General features: G+C 60.0%; 18 protein-coding genes. 11 read left to right on the top strand and 7 right to left on the bottom strand.

The features are described from left to right. Positions 1–186: 186 nt before the first annotated feature. Genes zwf through BM110_RS18175 form a run of 3 tightly spaced genes read left to right on the top strand, consistent with a single transcriptional unit; the run spans position 187 to position 3,036 of the window. Complete coding sequence (gene zwf, locus BM110_RS18165; RefSeq protein WP_092246987.1) at positions 187–1,653, top strand: glucose-6-phosphate dehydrogenase; 1,467 nt, start codon at positions 187–189, stop codon at positions 1,651–1,653. Continuing rightward, entirely contained in the window at positions 1,640–2,353 is a 714-nt protein-coding gene (pgl, locus tag BM110_RS18170; protein ID WP_093513927.1) for a 6-phosphogluconolactonase, read from the top strand. The genes zwf and pgl overlap by 14 nt, the downstream gene beginning before the upstream one ends. Positions 2,354–2,370: 17 nt before the next feature. Beyond that, entirely contained in the window at positions 2,371–3,036 is a 666-nt protein-coding gene (locus BM110_RS18175) for a bifunctional 4-hydroxy-2-oxoglutarate aldolase/2-dehydro-3-deoxy-phosphogluconate aldolase (RefSeq protein WP_026013852.1), read from the top strand. 94 nt (positions 3,037–3,130) lie between these two features. Here the strand turns inward: BM110_RS18175 and BM110_RS18180 are convergent, their stop codons facing one another. Together BM110_RS18180 and BM110_RS18185 are read right to left on the bottom strand one after the other, a co-directional pair. Then, the gene (locus BM110_RS18180; protein ID WP_093513928.1) at positions 3,131–4,306 is read right to left on the bottom strand and encodes an aminotransferase class V-fold PLP-dependent enzyme; all 1,176 of its coding nucleotides are present in this window, start codon (positions 4,304–4,306) and stop codon (positions 3,131–3,133) included. 9 nt (positions 4,307–4,315) lie between these two features. Continuing rightward, positions 4,316–4,552, bottom strand: coding sequence for a DUF3820 family protein (locus BM110_RS18185; protein WP_092247157.1), 237 nt, complete (start codon positions 4,550–4,552; stop codon positions 4,316–4,318). Between the two features lie 205 nt (positions 4,553–4,757). Here BM110_RS18185 and BM110_RS18190 point away from each other — a divergent pair, with 205 nt between their 5' ends. Beyond that, the gene (locus BM110_RS18190) at positions 4,758–5,225 is read left to right on the top strand and encodes a ferritin-like domain-containing protein (protein WP_010208206.1); all 468 of its coding nucleotides are present in this window, start codon (positions 4,758–4,760) and stop codon (positions 5,223–5,225) included. A 125-nt stretch (positions 5,226–5,350) separates the two neighbouring features. Here the strand turns inward: BM110_RS18190 and BM110_RS18195 are convergent, their stop codons facing one another. Both BM110_RS18195 and BM110_RS18200 read right to left on the bottom strand, forming a co-directional pair. After that, a complete protein-coding gene (locus tag BM110_RS18195; RefSeq protein ID WP_010208208.1) occupies positions 5,351–5,821 on the bottom strand; it encodes a MaoC family dehydratase in 471 nt (156 codons plus the stop codon). A 57-nt stretch (positions 5,822–5,878) separates the two neighbouring features. Further along, a complete protein-coding gene (locus BM110_RS18200) occupies positions 5,879–6,823 on the bottom strand; it encodes an alpha/beta hydrolase (RefSeq protein WP_093513929.1) in 945 nt (314 codons plus the stop codon). A gap of 232 nt (positions 6,824–7,055) precedes the next feature. Here BM110_RS18200 and fadD2 point away from each other — a divergent pair, with 232 nt between their 5' ends. Together fadD2 and fadD1 are read left to right on the top strand one after the other, a co-directional pair. After that, positions 7,056–8,744 (top strand): long-chain-fatty-acid--CoA ligase FadD2, encoded by a 1,689-nt coding sequence (gene fadD2 / locus BM110_RS18205; RefSeq protein WP_092246996.1) that lies wholly within the window; start codon positions 7,056–7,058, stop codon positions 8,742–8,744. Positions 8,745–9,138: 394 nt separating this feature from the next. Further along, positions 9,139–10,830: a long-chain-fatty-acid--CoA ligase FadD1 gene (fadD1, locus tag BM110_RS18210; protein WP_092246999.1), complete on the top strand. Its 1,692-nt coding sequence runs from the start codon at positions 9,139–9,141 to the stop codon at positions 10,828–10,830. A 55-nt stretch (positions 10,831–10,885) separates the two neighbouring features. Here fadD1 and BM110_RS18215 read toward each other — a convergent pair whose 3' ends face one another. Then, a complete protein-coding gene (locus BM110_RS18215) occupies positions 10,886–11,263 on the bottom strand; it encodes a hypothetical protein (protein WP_016973105.1) in 378 nt (125 codons plus the stop codon). 200 nt (positions 11,264–11,463) lie between these two features. On the opposite strand from BM110_RS18215, the gene BM110_RS18220 reads away from it, so the two are divergent. The 3 genes from BM110_RS18220 to def all read left to right on the top strand — a co-directional run bounded on the left by BM110_RS18220 (position 11,464) and on the right by def (position 13,315). Continuing rightward, on the top strand, positions 11,464–11,649 hold the full coding sequence (locus BM110_RS18220; RefSeq protein ID WP_016973106.1) for a CsbD family protein: 186 nt from the start codon (positions 11,464–11,466) through the stop codon (positions 11,647–11,649). 169 nt (positions 11,650–11,818) lie between these two features. Beyond that, a complete protein-coding gene (locus BM110_RS18225) occupies positions 11,819–12,772 on the top strand; it encodes a YihY/virulence factor BrkB family protein (RefSeq protein WP_058423207.1) in 954 nt (317 codons plus the stop codon). Positions 12,773–12,775: 3 nt separating this feature from the next. Beyond that, positions 12,776–13,315 (top strand): peptide deformylase, encoded by a 540-nt coding sequence (gene def, locus BM110_RS18230; RefSeq protein ID WP_092247002.1) that lies wholly within the window; start codon positions 12,776–12,778, stop codon positions 13,313–13,315. A 76-nt stretch (positions 13,316–13,391) separates the two neighbouring features. Here the strand turns inward: def and BM110_RS18235 are convergent, their stop codons facing one another. After that, positions 13,392–14,210: a class I SAM-dependent methyltransferase gene (locus BM110_RS18235; RefSeq protein WP_093513930.1), complete on the bottom strand. Its 819-nt coding sequence runs from the start codon at positions 14,208–14,210 to the stop codon at positions 13,392–13,394. A 59-nt stretch (positions 14,211–14,269) separates the two neighbouring features. Continuing rightward, positions 14,270–14,707 (bottom strand): GNAT family N-acetyltransferase, encoded by a 438-nt coding sequence (locus BM110_RS18240; RefSeq protein WP_092247006.1) that lies wholly within the window; start codon positions 14,705–14,707, stop codon positions 14,270–14,272. A gap of 301 nt (positions 14,708–15,008) precedes the next feature. Between BM110_RS18240 and BM110_RS18245 the strand changes: the two genes are divergently transcribed. Further along, positions 15,009–15,938, top strand: a complete 930-nt coding sequence (locus BM110_RS18245) for a fatty acid desaturase (RefSeq protein WP_093513931.1) — start codon at positions 15,009–15,011, stop codon at positions 15,936–15,938. 9 nt (positions 15,939–15,947) lie between these two features. Beyond that, complete coding sequence (locus BM110_RS18250) at positions 15,948–16,739, top strand: phosphate/phosphite/phosphonate ABC transporter substrate-binding protein (protein WP_093513932.1); 792 nt, start codon at positions 15,948–15,950, stop codon at positions 16,737–16,739. Positions 16,740–16,793: the final 54 nt, after the last annotated feature.

A 16,793-nucleotide genomic window follows, 5' to 3' on the forward strand; every position in this document is an offset into this window, starting at 1 on the left:
TGCAAATTAGGGTGGCAACCAATCGACGAGTGGCCTTTTGCGGTGGCCTATCCTACTGAGGGTAGCTGAACACCACCACTCGGAATGCGTATTTCGGGAAAATGTTGTGGTTATTACTACATTTTTCCTTGAGTGATGCCTTGAAAAAAGGTATTTGTAGCTTAACTTGATAAAAGAACAAACATCATGCCTTCGATAACCGTAGAACCCTGCACCTTTGCCCTGTTTGGCGCCTTGGGTGATCTGGCGCTGCGCAAGTTATTTCCTGCCCTCTATCAACTCGATGGCGCCGCGCTCCTGCACGACGACACGCGCATCCTGGCCCTGGCCCGCGAAGCCGGTTCCGAGCAACAGCACCTGGCGCACATTGAAAAAGAACTGCGTAAATACGTCGGCAAGGAACTGGACGAAACCATCGCCCAGCGTTTCCTGGCGCGCCTGACCTATGTTCACGTCGACTTCATGAAAGCCGATGACTACGTGGCCCTGGCGGAAGTCGCCGGCACCGAACAACGCTTGATCGCCTACTTCGCCACACCGGCGGCGGTGTACGGCGCTATCTGCGAGAACCTGTCCAAGGTCGGCCTGGCGGACAACACCCGCGTGGTGCTGGAGAAACCGATTGGTTCGGACCTGGAGTCCTCGCGCAAGGTCAACGACGCCGTGGCCCAGTTCTTCCCGGAGAACCGCACCTACCGCATCGACCACTACCTGGGCAAAGAGACCGTCCAGAACCTGATCGCCCTGCGTTTCGCCAACAGCCTTTTCGAAACCCAGTGGAACCAGAATTACATCTCTCACGTGGAAATCACCGTGGCCGAGCAGGTCGGTATCGAAGGCCGTTGGGGCTACTTCGACAAGGCCGGCCAGCTGCGCGACATGATCCAGAACCACTTGCTGCAGCTGCTGTGCCTGATCGCCATGGACCCGCCGGCGGACCTGTCCGCCGACAGCATCCGTGACGAGAAGGTCAAGGTGCTCAAGGCCCTGGCGCCGATCAGCCCGGACGGCCTGACCACCCAGGTGGTGCGCGGCCAGTACATCGCCGGCTACAGCGCCGGCAAGCCGGTGCCGGGGTACCTGGAAGAAGAGAACTCCAACACCCAGAGCGACACCGAGACCTTCGTTGCCCTGCGTGCCGATATCCGCAACTGGCGTTGGGCGGGGGTGCCGTTCTACCTGCGCACCGGCAAGCGCATGCCGCAGAAGCTGTCGCAGATCGTCATCCACTTCAAGGAACCGTCCCACTACATCTTTGCCCCCGAGCAGCGCCTGCAGATCAGCAACAAACTGATCATCCGCCTGCAACCGGACGAGGGCATTTCCTTGCGAGTGATGACCAAGGAGCAGGGCCTGGACAAGGGCATGCAACTGCGCAGCGGCCCGTTGCAATTGAATTTTTCCGACACCTACCGCAGCGCCCGTATCCCGGATGCCTACGAGCGGTTGTTGCTGGAAGTGATGCGCGGCAATCAGAACCTGTTTGTTCGCAAAGATGAAATCGAAGCCGCGTGGAAGTGGTGTGACCAGCTGATCGCCGGGTGGAAAAAATCCGGTGATGCGCCCAAGCCGTACGCGGCCGGGTCCTGGGGGCCGATGAGCTCGATTGCACTGATCACGCGGGATGGGAGGTCGTGGTATGGCGATATCTGATTTGAAACTGCCCCAGGGCGTAACCCCTCACGAGTACCGCACCCCGGTGCTGTTGGCGGAAGGCCTGGCCAATGACGTGGCCGAGCAACTGCGCACGGCCATCAGTGCCAGTGGCGAAGCGACCCTGGTGGTGTCCGGTGGCCGCAGCCCCGTGGCGTTTTTCCAGCACCTGGCCAAGCAGGGCCTGGACTGGTCCAAGGTCACCATCACCCTGGCCGACGAGCGCTGGGTGCCAGTGGAACATGCCGACAGCAATGCCGGCCTGTTGAAGCAGCACCTGCTGCAAGGCCCGGCGGCCAAGGCCAGGTTCTTGAGCCTGTACAGCGCTGCGGCCAATCTTGAAGACGCAGCCGAGCAGGCCGATCGCCTGCTGGCCGAATTGCCAGCCATTGACGTACTGGTGCTGGGCATGGGCGATGACGGCCACACCGCATCGCTGTTCCCCGACAGTCCCAACCTGGGCGAAGCGTTGAAGGCCGACGGTACCCGCCGTTGCTGGCCGATGCTGGCGCCGACCGTGCCGCACCAGCGCCTGACGATGAGTCGCGCGCTGCTGGCCACGGCGAACTACACCGTACTGTCGATTTCCGGCAGTTCGAAATTGACCACCTTGAGCGCCGCGCTGGCCAGCGATGACGTCGCTGCCATGCCGATTCGCGCGTTTCTGCAACCTACATTAGAGATTTACTGGTGCCCATGAGCCAAGGATCAGCCGCTATGAAAAGCCCTCAACCGACCGTGTCCATGGCGGATAAAGTTGCCTTGATCGACAGCCTCTGCGCCAAGGCGCGGATCCTGCCGGTGATCACCATTGCCCGCGAACAGGACATCCTGCCGCTGGCCGATGCCCTGGCAGCCGGCGGTTTGACCGCACTGGAAGTGACCCTGCGTTCGGAGTTCGGCCTCAAGGCCATTCAGGTACTGCGCGAACAACGCCCTGAACTGTGCACCGGTGCCGGCACCGTGCTGGACCGTCACATGCTCGAAGCGGCCGAAGTGGCCGGCTCGCAATTCATCGTCACCCCCGGCATCACCCGCGACTTGCTGGAAGCTTCGGTACACAGCCCGATCCCGCTGCTGCCGGGCATCAGCAATGCCTCCGGCATCATGGAAGGCTATGGCCTGGGTTATCGCCGCTTCAAGCTGTTCCCGGCGGAAGTCAGCGGCGGCGTGGCGGCGATCAAGGCCCTGGGCGGCCCGTTCGGCGAAGTGAAATTCTGCCCGACCGGCGGCGTGGGCCCGGCCAACATCAAAAACTACATGGCGTTGAAAAACGTGATGTGCGTGGGCGGTAGCTGGATGCTCGACCCGGAATGGGTCAAGAACGGCGACTGGGCGCGTATCCAGGAAGTTACCGCGCAGGCGCTGGCCCTGCTGGATTGATCTGCTTTTACTGAATCGTTGTTGCTGTGCTTGACGGCATTTTTGCGGTGCACTTGGTCGGTGTACCGCTTTTTTTTGTCTGCAGAAAAGGCGCTTAGCCGACGCTCAACTCGGTGATGGCTTTGACCAGCACGGCGATCTCGGTTGCCGACGTCACCAGCCCCGGTGTCACCCGGATACAGGTGCCGAACGACGCACCGGTTCGGGTAGTGACAAACAGGTTGTAGTCCTTGAGCAGTCTATCGACCATCGCCTGCTGATCCCGCCCGCTGAACTTGAACGCCGTAATCCCGCAATACACCCTCGGATCATCCGGCGTCAGCACCTCGATCCCCGGCAATGCCCGCACCTGGCTGACCCACAGGTTGCGCAGGTAATTCACCCGTGCGCCTTTTTCCGCCGAGCCACCTAATTGGCGATGCTCTTCAAACACCAGCGGCAAGGTCATCAGCGCCGGAAAGTTCGGCGTGCTGTAGGACGTACGCGCACGCACATCGGTGGCGGGGTAGTGAAACTCACCCATGTCCGGGTCGATATCGGCCAGGCGCTCCGGGGCGATGTACAGGAAGCCCAGGGTCAGTGGCGCGCCGATCCATTTGTGCAGGTTGAAGCCGGCAAACTGAATGCCCAGCTCGGCCAGGTTGAACTCGATCTGGCCCAGGGCATGGGCACCGTCGAGGATCACGTCCACGCCATGCTCGCGCGCCGCCCTGGCGACCGCTTCGACGGGCATCACCAGGCCGGTGCGGTGGGTGACGTGGGTCAGCGCCATCAGCTTCAGACGTGGGTACTGGACGAACGCATCAAGATACGTCTGCACCAGGCTGTCGAAACTGGCCGGGTGTGTGTGGGACAGTTCGATCACCTCCACCCCGCGAACGCCGGCCAGCCAACGCATGGCACCCTTGACCGTGTCGTACTCCAGGTCACTGATCAGCACCTGGTCGCCCGGTTGCAGGCGGTTGTAGTTGCGGATCAGTGATTGCAAGGCTTCGGTGGCGTTGCGGGTAAAGGCCACCGACTTCGGGGCCACATCAATCAGCTCGGCCAGTTGCCGACGAATCTCGACGTTCTCGCCTTGCTCGAAGCGCTGGCGCACATGCAGCGAATTACTCCGGTTGATAAGCGCAACCTGGTCCAGGTAATGGGATTGCACCGTTCGGCTCATACGCCCGAAGTAACCGTTTTCCAGGTTGATCGGGCCGGTCTCCAAGGCGTAGCGCTCGGAAACGGCCTGCCAATGTTGTTCGTTGTCAGCATTGCGTGGCATTGGGAGCTCTCAATGGCGCGGGGCGGGTTTGCCGTGTTTGGCACGTAGCGGTTCGAGTAACTCGGACAATCCGTTGCTGTCGATTTCCTGCATCAACGCCAACAAGCCGCCGAGTTCGCCGTGGGGGAAACCTTCACGGGCGAACCAGTTGAGGTAGGGGCCAGGAAGGTCGGCGATGATCCGTCCCTTGTATTTGCCGAAGGGCATTTCGCGGGTGATCAGCAGTGCGAGTTTTTCGGGATTCATGAAGGCTCGGAGGGTTGAGTCGTGACCTTGGAAAATACAGGCATTCTGCATGAAGGCCAAATGACAGATCATGCAAATAACATACATACAGATGGTTCAATTAATCTTAAGTGATTGAAATATATATGTATTTTGTTTTTTTAAAACCTGGCACGGGCGCTGCAATCACTAAGACAACCTTCTAACCCGTACAAGGAATTGAAAAATGACTGACATCAATAAAGAATCGATCTCCGTACTGAACGACCTGATCGAAACCAGCATCGACGGCCAAAAGGGTTTCAAGGAGTGCGCTGAAGACATCAAGCACCCAGAGCTCAAAGCCCTGTTCGCCAAGCGTTCCGCCGACTGCGCCACCGCTGCCGCCGAGCTGAAAACCGCCGTGCGTGCCCTGGGTGGCGATCCGGAAGATTCCGGCAGCGTTGCCGGCGCTTTGCACCGTGGTTGGGTCGACGTGAAGTCGATGCTCACCGGTAAAGATGAAGAAGCGGTGCTGAACGAAGCCGAGCGCGGTGAAGACCACGCACTGAAGGCTTACAAGGAAGCGATCGAGAAGATCAACAAGCACAACCTGCTGGGCATTCGTGACCTGGTTGAGCGTCAGTACCACGGCGTGCAACGCAACCACGACCAGGTGAAAGCTCTGCGTAACCAGGCTCGCGCTCAGTCGTAAGCCCTGCGCTGTAAAAGAATGTGGGAGGGGGCTTGCCCCCGATAGCAGTGCCTCAGTCATTGAAATATCGACTGATCTATCGCTATCGGGAGCAAGCCCCCTCCCACATTTGTCTTGCGTAGACTTCAGCCAATGCTGATCGGCGGCAACTCGGTCAGCGTCACCACCTGCTGCTTGCGCGGCGCCAGGATTTCCGCCTCGCCATCCACCACCAACTCATCGCGCTGGTTGAACACACGCGTGGCGATGCGCACGCGGAACTTTGGCAGCTTCTCGAGGATTTCCAGGCGCACGGTCAGGGTGTCGCCGATTTTCACTGGCTTCTGGAAGCTCATCTGCTGGCCGATGTAGATCGTGCCCGGCCCAGGCAGCTCGCAGGCAACGGCTGCGCTGATCAGGGCACCGCTGAACATGCCGTGGGCGATACGCTCCTTGAACATGGTCGCCTTTGCGTACTCGGCATCCAGGTGCACCGGGTTGTGGTCGCCGGACATGGCGGCGAACAGCTGGATATCACGCTCCTCCACCAACTTGCTGTAACTGGCGGTCTGGCCGACTTCGAGGGCTTCGTACGGGGTGTTGGTTACCTGGGTCATCTAAACGTGCATCCTGTGGCTAATCGGTAATTTAACTGACTGATTTTAATCGAAAATTTATTCGCATCGCGCCGGTCTGCGCAAGGTCAGGGCCTGGTCGAGCCAGCTCAGTACATCCGCCGTGACTTCATCACGGTTGGTTTCGTTGAACACTTCATGGCGCGCCTGCGGGTAGATATTCAGTTGCAGGTGCTGGCAGCCCGCTTCACGCAGGGCGTCGGCCAGGCTGTTGAGACGCTTGCCTTCGCTCACCGGATCACATTCGCCACCCATCACCAGGATCGGCAGGCCCGGGTCGATCTGCGCGAGATTGGACGCTTTGCTGATTTGCTGCAAGCCGCCGAGCAGGTCGATCCACAGCTGGTTGGTGCAGCGGAACCCGCACAGTGGGTCGTTGATGTACTTGTCCACTTCGGCCGGGTCACGGCTGAGCCAATCGAAAGCGGTGCGATTGGGTTTGAACGCCTTGTTGAACGATCCAAACGACAGGAAATCGATCAGCGCACTGCGCCCGCGCAATCCCTGGCGCAGTCGTTCGACCCGTGCGATCAATCGCGCCGCGCGGTACAGCGCCACCGGCTGGAAATTCGAACCGCTGAGAATCGCCCCATCCAGGCTGGCGCTGTGGTGCAGCAGATAGGCCTGGGCGATATAGCTGCCCATGCTGTGCCCCAGCAAGATGATCGGCAACCCCGGCTGCTGCTGGCCGATGTGCTGGTTGAGGCTGGCGAGGTCGCCCACCACCTTGTTCCAGCCGTCGTGCTCGGCGTACAGGCCCAGGGTGCCTTCGTCGGCGGTGCGGCCGTGACCCCGTTGGTCCGGCGCATATAAACCGTAGCCAGCGTCGCACAGGGCTTGCGCCAGGCGCGCATAGCGCCCGCTGTGCTCGGCCATGCCATGGGACAGCATCACCAGCGCCCTGGGCGGAGCGTCGGGCATCCATTGATTGACGTACAGGCGGCTGCGGTCATTCGCGGTCAGCCAGAAGGAGGTGTGGTTCATGGCGGTTCCTTTGCTCAAGGTCTGCTCAAGGTCTGCTCAGCGTCGTTGCAGTGTATAGCTCATCCGCACGGCTGCGTCTGATCAGTGCGAAGCCTTGTAGGAAGATTCACGCAATTAATGACGCTCTTTCCTGTATTTGCCTGTTTGGCCATAGCTGCTAACGTCCCCAAAGCTCCGCTTTTCATAGCAGTCAGAAAGCGGCCGGACACACTCAGGTAAGAGGACAAGAATAATGCAACCTGATTTCTGGAATGACAAACGCGCAGCGGGCGTTCCCAACGACATTGACCTCTCTGCCTACAAGTCGGTGATCGAAGTCTTCGAGCGCTCCTGCAAGGCCTTCGCCGACCGTCCGGCATTCAGCAACATGGGCATCACCCTGACCTACGCCGAACTGGAACGCCAGAGCGCCGCGTTCGCCGGCTACCTGCAGCAGCACACCGACCTCAAGCCGGGCGAGCGCATCGCGGTGCAGATGCCCAACGTGCTGCATTACCCGATTGCGGTGTTCGGCGCCTTGCGCGCCGGGCTGATCGTGGTCAACACCAACCCGCTTTACACCCCGCGCGAGATGCGTCACCAGTTCAAGGACGCCGGCGTGCGTGCGCTGGTCTACCTCAACCTGTTCGGTTCGCGGGTGCAGGAGGTGTGCAGCGACACCGAGATCGACTACCTGATCGAAGCCAAGATGGGCGACTTCATGCCCGCTGCCAAAGGGTGGCTGATCAACACGGTGGTCGACAAGGTCAAGAAGATGGTGCCGGCCTACAACCTGCCGCGCGCGGTGTCATTCAAGCGCGCCCTGCACATGGGCGCGGGCCTGGGCGTGACCCGCCACCCCGTCACACTGGACGACATCGCGGTGCTGCAATACACCGGCGGCACCACCGGCCTGGCCAAGGGCGCGATGCTCACCCATGGCAACCTGGTGGCGAACATGCAACAGGTGCGCGCCTGTATGTCCCAGACCGGCGATGACGGTCATCCGCTGATCAAGGAAGGGCAGGAGGTGATGATCGCGCCGCTGCCGCTTTACCATATCTATGCCTTCACGGCGAATTGCATGTGCATGATGGTCTCGGGCAATCACAACGTGCTGATCACCAATCCGCGAGACATCGGCGGCTTCATCAAGGAACTGAAAAAGTGGCGGTTCACCGGGCTGCTGGGGCTCAACACGCTATTTGTGGCGTTGATGGACCACCCGGACTTCAAGACCCTGGACTTCTCCCACCTCAAGCTCACCAATTCCGGCGGCACTGCGCTGATCAAGGCCACGGCCGAACGCTGGCAGCAGATTACCGGTTGCGCGATTGGCGAGGGTTATGGCCTGACAGAAACATCACCGGTGGCCAGCACCAACCCCTACGGCAGCAAATCCCGCCTGGGGACGGTGGGTATTCCGGTGCCGGGCACGGCGATGAAAGTGATCGATGATCAGGGTGTTGAGCTGCCATTGGGCGAGCGCGGTGAACTGTGTATCAAGGGCCCGCAGGTGATGAAGGGCTACTGGCAGCAGCCGGCCGCCACCTCCGAGGCGCTGGACGCCGAAGGCTGGCTCAAGACCGGTGATATCGCGGTGATCGATGACGATGGCTTTGTGCGCATCGTTGACCGTAAGAAAGACTTGATCATCGTCTCGGGCTTCAACGTGTATCCCAACGAAATCGAGGATGTCGTGATGGCCCACCCGGCAGTGGCCAACTGCGCGGTGATCGGCGTGCCGGATGAACGCACGGGGGAGGCGGTGAAGCTGTTCGTGGTGGCGCGTGCCCAAGGGGTGAGCCTTGAAGAGTTGAAGGCATACTGCAAGACCAACTTCACGGGATACAAGGTGCCCAAGCACATCGTGTTGCGCGACTCGTTACCGATGACGCCGGTGGGCAAGATCTTGCGGCGTGAGTTGCGCGATATCGCTTGACCTGAAATATGCTGAAAAAAAGTGGGAGGGGGCTTGCCCCCGATGGCGGTGGGTCAGTCACCAGATGCGTAGACTGAACCACTGCCATCGGGGGCAAGCCCCCTCCCACATTTGTACTGTGTTGTTCTGAAAGCCCCGTTCCAGAGCCATCTATGCCGCTATTTCAGCTTGGTTTAAAGTGTGACCAAATATTGTAGGACAGTCGTGTTTATGACCGTGACCCCCTCTTTTGGCTCTAGGCGGCCTTTGGCAAAGCTGCTACTCTCGGCGCGCTTTGTGACGTCTCGGCCTGCTTGAAAGCGCCAGATTCACCTAAAAAAACATACACCAATAATAATCGCATCAAATGCGATGATGAATTCGCGTCGCTGACGTCGCTGAGGAGTGGGCTTCCATGAACGAAGACTTTTGGAAGGATAAGTACCCCGCCGGGATTGCCGCAGAAATCAATCCAGACGAGTATCCGAATATTCAGGCGGTACTGAAGCAGTCCTGCCAGCGCTTCGCCAACAAACCGGCTTTCAGCAACCTGGGCAAGACCATCACCTACGGTGAATTGTACGAACTGTCCGGCGCCTTCGCCGCGTACCTGCAACAGCACACCGACTTGAAGCCCGGCGACCGAATCGCCGTGCAACTGCCCAACGTCCTGCAATACCCGGTCGCCGTGTTCGGCGCCATCCGCGCCGGCCTGATCGTGGTCAACACCAACCCGCTGTACACCGCGCGGGAAATGGAACACCAATTCAACGACTCTGGCGCCAAGGCCCTGGTGTGCCTTGCCAACATGGCGCACCTGGCGGAAAAGGTCGTGCCCAAGACCGCCGTCAAGCATGTGATCGTCACCGAAGTCGCCGACCTGTTGCCGCCGCTCAAGCGCCTGCTGATCAACAGCGTTATCAAGTACGTGAAGAAAATGGTCCCGGCCTATCACCTGCCCAAGGCGATCAAGTTCAACGACGTGCTGGCCAAGGGGCACGGCCAACCGGTCAGCGATGCCAGTCCGGCCAGCAGCGATGTGGCCGTGCTGCAATACACCGGCGGCACCACCGGCGTAGCCAAGGGCGCGATGCTCACCCACCGCAACCTGGTCGCCAACATGTTGCAATGCAAGGCGCTGATGGGCTCCAACCTGAATGAAGGCTGCGAGATCCTGATCACGCCGCTGCCGCTTTACCACATTTACGCGTTCACCTTTCATTGCATGGCGATGATGCTGATCGGCAACCACAACATCCTGATCAGCAACCCGCGCGACCTGCCGGCGATGGTCAAGGAACTGTCGAAGTGGAAGTTCAGCGGCTTTGTCGGCCTGAACACGCTGTTTGTGGCGCTGTGCAACAACGAGGCGTTCCGCAAGCTGGATTTCTCTGCGCTGAAAGTCACCCTGTCCGGCGGCATGGCCCTGCAACTGGCGGCGGCCGAGCGTTGGAAGGCCGTGACCGGCTGTGGCATCTGCGAAGGCTACGGCATGACCGAGACCAGCCCGGTGGCCACGGTCAATCCGATCCAGCATATCCAGATCGGCACCATCGGCATCCCGGTGCCGTCCACCGTCTGCAAGGTCATCGCCGACGACGGCACCGAACTCGCACTGGGTGAAACCGGCGAGCTGTGCGTCAAAGGCCCGCAAGTGATGAAGGGCTATTGGCAGCGCCAGGACGCCACCGACGAGATGCTCGACAGCGAAGGCTGGCTCAAGACCGGTGACATCGCGATCATCCAGCCGGACGGCTACATGCGCATTGTCGATCGCAAGAAAGACATGATCCTGGTCTCGGGCTTCAACGTATACCCCAACGAGCTGGAAGACGTACTGGCGGGCCTGCCGGGCGTGCTGCAGTGCGCGGCCATTGGTGTGCCGGACGAGAAGTCCGGGGAGCACATCAAGCTTTTTATCGTGGTCAAGCCGGGTGCCACCCTGACCAAGGACCAAGTGATGGAGCATATGCGCGCCAACGTCACGGCCTATAAAGTGCCCAAGGCTGTCGAGTTCCGCGATGCCCTGCCGACCACCAACGTAGGCAAGATCCTGCGGCGTGAGCTGCGTGATGAAGAGTTGAAGAAGCTCGGTCTTAAAAAGTAACGCTATACAAATGTGGGAGGGGGCTTGCCCCCTCCCACATTTTGAACAGCGGTTTCTATAGGGCGAACTGCGCGAAGCTCACGCCAGCCCCGGCGGGGCGCACATCTTTCAAGAACGAGTCCTTGTCCGCGCTCAGCTCCAGAGTGATCTCAGGCTTGCGCTTGCCCGCATTGCGCACCACCAGGCCTTCGAGCTTTTCACGCAGGAACACCGTCGGCACCTTCAGGTGCAGCAACTGATCGGTCTCGGCGTTGTGCATCAACAGGTGGATCCACTCGTACTGGCCCACGGCAATCCGGCCCACTGGCAGGTCGAACCACCAGATGTTGCGCTTGCGGTCCAGGTCGGTGAAGTGGCAGTTGTTGACGCCGAGTACGGCACCGCCCAGTTCGGTGTTTCTGCGGGCGATGGCCTGTGCTTTATTGAGTTTCATAACCTTCCTACGGGATCTGTTATTCAGCGTTGTAGCCTGAATGTGCCGGGCATTCTCGTGGGTTGGCCGCAAAACATAAAGCCAAACCTGCGGTCGGCGATGAAATGCCCGACGAAAATAATTGAAACTCTGCCGAACGGCCCCGGGTCAATCTTTAGGTAATGACCAAAACCCTTTGATTGTTCTTTCGGAGAAATACCATGGGCAGCACAGCGGATAAGGCAAAAGGTTTGAAAGACGAGGCCGTCGGCAATATCAAGCAAGGCGTCGGCAAAGTCACCGGTAATGACAAACTGCGCGCTGAAGGCGTGGTGCAGGAAAAGAAAGGCCAGGTGGAAAAAGCCGTCGGCGATACCAAGGATGCAGTAAAAAAAGCGACCAAATAGGCCTGCTTTTGCGCAACCTGACGGCCATCCACGGATGGCCGTTTTTATGTCACATGGCGTGATTAAAGTTTCGAAATTGTTTCAAGGTCGCCAAATAGGCTACCTTGATGTAGAAAACGGCCCCTGAGTCGCCCACAAACTCAACCTTTATGCGGCGAAAGGAGACGCTATGATTTTTCCGGTTCTCGATGGTCTCAAGCTGCATAAAGTGCTGTTGCGTACCGTCAAGGAATTCGTCGATGACGAAATGCCCACCTACGCTTCGGCACTGGCCTACCAGATGCTGTTCTCGCTGTTCCCCTTCCTGCTGTTCCTGATTGCCCTGATCGGTTTCCTGCACCTGCCGGATTTCTTCACCTGGCTGCGCCTGCAATCGGAGCTGGTGTTGCCGCCCCAGGCCCTCGAGCAGGTCAACCCGGTGATCGACCAGTTGCAGCAATCCAAGGGTGGCCTGCTGTCGGTGGGTATCGTGATTGCGCTGTGGACCGCCTCGGCCGGTGTGCGCCTGATGATGAGCGCGATGAACGCCGCCTACGACGTGGTGGAAGGTCGGCCGATCTGGAAGCGCTTCCCGCTGTCGATTTTCTACACCGTCGGCATCGCCGGCATGTTGCTGGCCGCGGCCGCGCTGATGGTACTGGGCCCGCAAGTGATGGAGTGGCTGGCCGGGCAGATCGGCATGCAGGAATTCGTTGTGACCCTGTGGACCATCCTGCGTTGGCCGTTGATCGTGATTTTGTTGATGTTCGCCGTGGCCCTCATGTACTACGTGATGCCGGACGTCGAGCAGAAATTCCGCTTCATCACCCCAGGCTCCGTGCTGGCGGTGGTGGTGTGGATTGTCGCGTCCCTGGGCTTTGGCTACTACGTCAAAACCTTCGCCGACTACAACGCCATGTATGGCAGTATCGGTGCGATCATCGTGCTGCTCCTGTATTTCTATATTTCCGCCGCCGTGTTGCTGCTGGGGGCGGAAATGAACGCGGTGATCGAACACATGTCCGCCGAAGGCAAGGACCCGGGTGAAAAGGAATTCGATCAGTCCGCGCCGCCTGTCGGCGAAAAACAGCACGTCTCCGGCCTCGGCCGGGACCACTCCAAGCCCACCCCTGACGAAGTCTGATCGATGATCCGTGAAATCCTGAAAATGGGCGACGAGCGCTTGCTGCGTATCGCGCCTCCGGTTCCGCCGGAAATGTTCGACAGCCCCGAGCTGTGGCAATTGATCGATGACATGTTCCAGACCATGGAGCACGTGGGCGGCGTAGGCCTGGCCGCACCGCAGATCGGCGTGGACCTGCAATTGGTGATCTTCGGCTTCGAGGCCAGCGAACGTTACCCGGACGCGCCACCGGTGCCGCAGACGATCCTGATCAACCCGTTGATTACCCCCCTCAGCCCGGTGTTGGAAGAGGGGTACGAAGGTTGCCTGTCCGTACCCGGTATGCGTGGTGCGGTAAACCGCTATCAGCAGATTCGCTATGAAGGGTTTGATCCCAAGGGCGAGCCGATTGTGCGGTTTGCCGACGGTTTTCATGCGCGGGTGGTGCAGCATGAGTGCGATCACCTGATCGGCCGGTTGTACCCGTCGCGGATCACCGACTTCAGCAAGTTCGGGTTTATCGAGGTGATGTTCCCGGACATGGACCCCACCGCCGACGACTAACTCTCAGACATACTGAGATCACCCTGTGGGAGGGGGCCAAGCCTCCTCCCACAGGGTGACTGTATTTCAAGGCGGGTTATTGGGTCGGTTTGACGAACCGCAACGTCATCCGATCCGACTCGCCAATCGCCACATACTTCGCTTTGTCCTGCTCTCCCAATTTCAACGTCGGCGGCAACGTCCACACGCCCGCCGGGTAATCCTTGGTGTCCTTCGGGTTGGCATTCACCTCGCTCTGTCCCGCCAGCTTGAACCCGGCATCGGTCGCCAGCTTCACCACCTGGGCGGTGGTCAGGTAGCCGCTGTCCTTGATTGCCTGCAGATCCGCCCCGTCCTTGGCCCGGTGATCTTCCACACCCAGCACACCGCCCGGTTTCAGTACCCGGTAGAACGCACTGAAGGTGGCCGGCGCGGTGCCTGCCGCTACCCAGTTATGCACATTGCGAAACGTCAGCACCGCATCCGCCGAAGCGGGTTTGCCGAATACCGGCGCCTTGGGATCGAACTCCACCACCGAGGCCTTGCCGTAGCGCGTAGGGTCGGCCGCGAATTTCTTCTTCAGGTTCTCTTCCGACGTGCGCGCGTAGGCGCTGCTGCTCGCGGCCTGCACGGCGGCGATGTACTGCCCGTGATCCTTGAGCAGCGGCGCCAGTACTTCGCTGTACCAGCCGCCGCCCGGGGTGATCTCGATCACGGTTTGCCTGGCGCCCAGGCCAAAAAACTCCAGGGTCTGTTGCGGGTGGCGATAGCCGTCGCGGGCACTGTTGGCCGGGTCGCGCCAACTGCCGGCCAGCACGCTTTGGTACTGCCGGGCGCTGATCGGTGCATCGGCGGCCTGGCTCAAGGCCGGGGCGAGCAGGGCGGTGAGGGAGAGAGCTGCGAGCGTCGTTTTCATGATCATCCTGTAAAGGGCCATTGTGCCGCCGAGGCTAGCATGGGCCCTGTACATGCTGATCACACATTATCGGTGGTCGACCTCACCAAACGATCTAAGCCCATCGCGATCATCGGTTTGTTGCGCTTGTAGCGCACCAGCCGTTCGTTGAGCGACTGCGGCAACAGCGTGTCCTGGGTGAAGCCCATGCGCCGGTACATCCCTTCCAGTTCCGGATGGCACAGCAACCACAACATACCGTCCACATCGGCCGCAGCCGCCGTGATCAGCCGCGCCGCCAAGCCTTGGCCGCGATAGGCCGGGTCAACGAACACCCCGGTCAACCACTGCCCGCCAACCACGGGCGTGAGGCACAGGCCGGCGACAATCTCGCTGTCGCGCGCCACCCACAAGCGCCCGCCCTTGAGCGCTTTCATCGACGAATTGTGGCTGCGGTAAAACTTGTTCAGCAGGGGCCACAAGGGCTCGGCCAGCGGTTCGATGTGCAATGGGGGCATGGTCTTCAGGCAGCGTGATCAAGGGCCGGGGATTATAAACGCCTTGTGCGAGGCAATAGGTGGTATACCCATGACTGCAACCCCTTAAAGTGGAGTACGCATCATGGCCAAAGGTATGGATTCAAAGAAAGCCGCGAAGAAAAAACCGGCGAAGACCGCGGATGAAAAACGCGCCGACAAGAAAGCCAAGAAAACCGAGACAGGCCTGTTCGGTCACTGAGTTACAAGCTTATAGCCAAACGATCTGCAAGATTTTCCCGCGCCATTGCACAGAGCAGGAAACACCTGCTCTGAGCTGCCGATGGCCCACTACCTTGATCCTGCCCAACGCCGGGAAATCGAAACCCTGGCCCAATGCTTTACCGCCAGAACCGAATGGCCGACCTGGCTACTGTTGATCGGCGTATACGCCGGCTGGTTTGCCGTGATCCTTGGCAGTCACTGGCTGGGCCCGTGGTTGAGCACACTGCTGTTGATCCCGCTCGTGACGCTGTGGTTGTCGGTCCAACACGAACTGCTCCACGGCCATCCCACCCGTTCGCTGCTGCTCAATAAACTTCTCGGCTATGCACCCTTTGCCGTGTGGTACCCCTACACGTTGTACCGCGACAGCCACCTGCTGCACCACAACGACGAAGACCTGACCCTGCCGGGCATCGACCCGGAAAGCCGCTACCTCACCCAGCAGCAATGGGACCATAGCTCGCTGTTCGAACGCGGCGTGCACGGGGTGACCAAGACCGTGCTCGGCCGCTTCCTGCTTTCTGCCCCTTTGGCAATTGGCCGCCTGATCCGCCACGAATGCCAGCGCCTGCCACAGGTATGGCCGATGTGGCTGGCCCACGGTGCCGTCACCATGCTGATGTTGATATTCATCGCCCACTGCAGCGCGCTGTCGGTGGGGCATTACCTGCTGCTGGTCAGCGTGCCGGCCTTGTCCCTGGCCTCGATCCGTTCCTACTATGAACACCGCCCGCACCCCCGGCCCGAGCAACGCAGCGTGCTCAACGAAGCGTCCTGGCCGTGGACCTGGCTGTTCCTCAATAACAACCTGCACCTGGTGCACCACGATTTGCCGAAACTGCCCTGGTACTTGCTGCCCACGGTCTACCGTGCCCGGCGTGAACAATGGATCGCGCGCAGCGGCGGCTTCCTGGTGCAAGGCTACGGCCAGTTGATCGGCCGCCACGGGCTCAAGGCCATCGACAGCCCCCGGCACCCCTTTGCGTGAGAGACGAGCATGAGTGAGCACTACGCCGAACTGCTGATGTATGTCGCGCCCGAGCCGATCCGGCAGGCCAACCAACAGTGGCTGGAGCGCATCCTTGAACACCTCGGACTGCGCCGTCTCAATGCCGATCATCTGGACTTGCCCGGCCTGTGGCTCGCCCCCGAATTGCTGGTGACCCAAACCTGCGGTTATCCACTGATGACCCAATTGCGCGGCCAGGTCCGCGTGATCGGTCGACCGCGCTATGAGCTGCCCCACAGCAGCCGGGGCGAACATTGCAGCCTGTTGCTGACCCGCGACGACAACCCGCGCCACCCTCTGGCGGACTTCTACAACAGCCGTGGCGTGATCAACGGCCACGACTCCAACAGCGGCATGAACCTGTTGCGCGAACGCCTGGCGCCGTTGCAGCGCGACGGGCGTTTCTTCGCCAGTGTCGGCATCAGCGGCGCCCATCGCGAAAGCCTGCGCTGGCTGCGCGAAGACCGTGCCGACCTCGCCGCTATCGACAGCGTGACCTACGACTACCTCGCCCGCTTCGCGCCGCAAGAGGTGGCGGGGCTGCGCATCGTCACCCACAGCGCGCCGAGCCCGACCTTGCCCTACATCGGCCCGCCGGGCTTGAGCGATGAACAGGTGGTCCAGGTCCGCCAGGCGATGAACCAGGCGTTGCAGGACTTACCCGAGGTGGCCGAAACACTGGGCTTGCATGAAGTATTCCCCGCCAGCGAAGACGACTACGCAGTGCTCTTGACCTACCAGGATCAGGCCGTCAGCGTCGGCTATCCTGTACTTCAATAGAGTTATATAAAAATACCTTTTAAATATTATTAAAGAATAAGCAGCCTTGCTAGG

The sequence above is a fragment of the Pseudomonas sp. NFPP28 genome (genome assembly GCF_900115535.1).
In the GTDB taxonomy this organism is placed as follows: domain Bacteria; phylum Pseudomonadota; class Gammaproteobacteria; order Pseudomonadales; family Pseudomonadaceae; genus Aquipseudomonas; species Aquipseudomonas extremorientalis.